The sequence below is a fragment of the Streptomyces sp. BE20 genome (assembly GCF_036322525.1).
Lineage (GTDB): Bacteria > Actinomycetota > Actinomycetes > Streptomycetales > Streptomycetaceae > Kitasatospora.
In genome coordinates this window covers 1-2,884 of sequence record NZ_JAQYWW010000277.1, presented here as the reverse complement: position 1 = coordinate 2,884, position 2,884 = coordinate 1, and the positions used below count along the sequence as shown (strand labels likewise).

Here is a 2,884-nt window from a genome sequence, read left to right as displayed (position 1 = left end):
GCGTGCCTAAGCGCAGTGACATCAAGTCCGTTCTGGTGATCGGTTCCGGCCCGATCGTGATCGGTCAGGCGGCGGAGTTCGACTACTCGGGTACGCAGGCGTGCCGGGTGTTGCGGGCCGAGGGTCTGCGGGTGGTGCTGGTGAACTCGAACCCGGCGACGATCATGACGGATCCGGAGATCGCGGACGCGACGTACGTGGAGCCGATCACGCCGGAGTTCGTGGAGAAGATCATCGCGAAGGAGCGGCCGGACGCGTTGCTGCCGACGCTGGGTGGTCAGACCGCGTTGAACACGGCGATCGCGCTGCACAAGGCCGGGACCCTGGAGAAGTACGGGGTCGAGTTGATCGGCGCGGACGTCGAGGCGATCAACAAGGGTGAGGACCGGGAGCTGTTCAAGGGCGTGGTGGAGGCCGTCAACGCGCGGATCGGCCACGGTGAGTCGGCGCGTTCGGTGATCTGTCACACGATGGACGAGGTGGTCGCGGGGGTCGACACCCTGGGCGGTTACCCGGTCGTGGTGCGTCCGTCGTTCACGATGGGCGGCGCCGGGTCGGGGTTCGCCCACGACGAGGAGGAACTGCGCCGTATCGCCGGCCAGGGCCTGACGCTGTCGCCGACCACCGAGGTCCTCCTGGAGGAGTCGATCCTGGGCTGGAAGGAGTACGAGCTGGAACTGATGCGCGACACGAGCGACAACGTCGTGGTCGTCTGCTCCATCGAGAACTTCGACCCGATGGGCGTGCACACCGGTGACTCGATCACCGTCGCCCCCGCGATGACGCTCACCGACCGCGAGTACCAGATCCTGCGCGACATCGGCATCGCGGTGATCCGCGAGGTCGGTGTCGACACGGGCGGCTGCAACATCCAGTTCGCCGTCAACCCCGAGGACGGCCGGGTCATCGTCATCGAGATGAACCCGCGCGTCTCACGGTCCTCCGCGCTGGCCTCCAAGGCCACCGGCTTCCCGATCGCGAAGATCGCCGCGAAACTCGCCGTCGGCTACACCCTCGACGAGATCCCCAACGACATCACCGAGCAGACCCCCGCCTCCTTCGAGCCGACCCTCGACTACGTCGTCGTCAAGGTCCCGCGCTTCGCGTTCGAGAAGTTCCCCGGCGCCGACGCCACCCTCACCACCACCATGAAGTCCGTCGGCGAGGCCATGGCCATGGGCCGCAACTTCCCCGAGGCCCTCAACAAGGCCCTGCGCTCCCTGGAGAAGAAGGGCTCCCAGTTCACCTGGGCCGGCCCGGTCGGCGACAAGGCCGAACTCCTCGCCCGGGCCGCCGTCCCCACCGACGGACGCGTCAACACCGTCATGGACGCCATCCGCGCCGGCGCCACCCCCGGCGAGGTGTTCGACTCCACCAGGATCGACCCCTGGTTCGTCGACCAGCTCTTCCTCCTCGACGAGATCGCCGGCGAACTCGCCGACGCCCCCGAACTCACCCCCGCCCTGCTGCGCCACGCCAAGCGGCACGGCTTCTCCGACCAGCAGATCGGCGAGATCCGCGGGCTGCGCCCGGACGTGGTGCGCGAGGTGCGGCACGCGCTGGGGATCCGTCCGGTCTTCAAGACGGTGGACACCTGCGCGGCGGAGTTCGCGGCGCGCACCCCGTACTTCTACTCCTCCTACGACGAGGAGAGCGAGGTGGCGCCGCGCACGAAGCCCGCGGTGATCATCCTGGGTTCGGGGCCGAACCGGATCGGTCAGGGCATCGAGTTCGACTACTCCTGCGTGCACGCCTCCTTCGCGCTGTCGGACGCCGGGTACGAGACGGTGATGGTCAACTGCAACCCGGAGACCGTCTCCACGGACTACGACACCTCCGACCGGCTCTACTTCGAGCCGCTCACCCTGGAGGACGTCCTGGAGATCGTCCACGCCGAGCGGCAGGCCGGACCGCTGGCCGGGGTGATCGTCCAGCTCGGCGGCCAGACGCCGCTGGGCCTGGCCCAGGCCCTGAAGGACAACGGCGTGCCCATCGCCGGCACCCAGCCGGAGGCGATCGACCTCGCGGAGGAGCGCGGCGCCTTCGGCCGGGTCCTGCGCGAGGCGGGCCTGCCCGCCCCCAAGCACGGCACCGCGTTCTCCTTCGAGGACGCGAAGGCCATCGCCGACGAGATCGGCTACCCGGTCCTGGCCCGTCCCTCCTACGTGCTGGGCGGACGCGGCATGGAGATCGTCTACGACGAGACCTCCCTCGCCTCCTACCTGGAACGCCACGCCGGTCTCGTCTCCGAACACCCCGTCCTCATCGACCGCTTCCTCGACGACGCCGTCGAGATCGACGTCGACGCCCTCTACGACGGCACCGAGCTCTACCTCGGCGGCGTCATGGAACACATCGAGGAAGCCGGCATCCACTCCGGCGACTCCGCCTGCGCGCTGCCCCCGATCACCCTCGGCGGCCACGACATCAAGCGCCTGCGGACCTCGACCGAGGCGATCGCCCGCGGCGTGGGCGTCCGCGGACTGATCAACATCCAGTTCGCCCTGTCCGGCGACATCCTCTACGTCCTGGAGGCCAACCCCCGCGCCTCGCGCACCGTGCCGTTCACCTCCAAGGCCACGGCCGTCCCGCTCGCCAAGGCCGCCGCCCGCATCTCCCTGGGCGCCACCGTCGCCGAACTGCGCGCCGAGGGGCTGCTCCCGGCGGAGGGCGACGGGGGCACGCTGCCCGCGGACGCGCCGATCGCGGTCAAGGAGGCGGTGATGCCCTGGAGCCGGTTCCGGGACGTCCACGGCCGCGGTGTCGACACCGTCCTCGGCCCGGAGATGCGCTCCACCGGCGAGGTCATGGGCATCGACAAGGTCTTCGGCACCGCCTACGCCAAATCCCAGACCGGCGCCTACGGCGCCCTCCCCACCAAGGG

At 69.6% G+C, this 2,884-nt stretch carries 1 protein-coding gene; it reads left to right on the top strand.

Going from position 1 to position 2,884, the window contains the following annotated elements:
* Nucleotides 1-2: 2 nt before the first annotated feature.
* On the top strand, nucleotides 3-2,884 hold a 2,882-nt coding region (gene carB, locus PUR61_RS01575), incomplete at its 3' end, for a carbamoyl-phosphate synthase large subunit (RefSeq protein ID WP_329874825.1).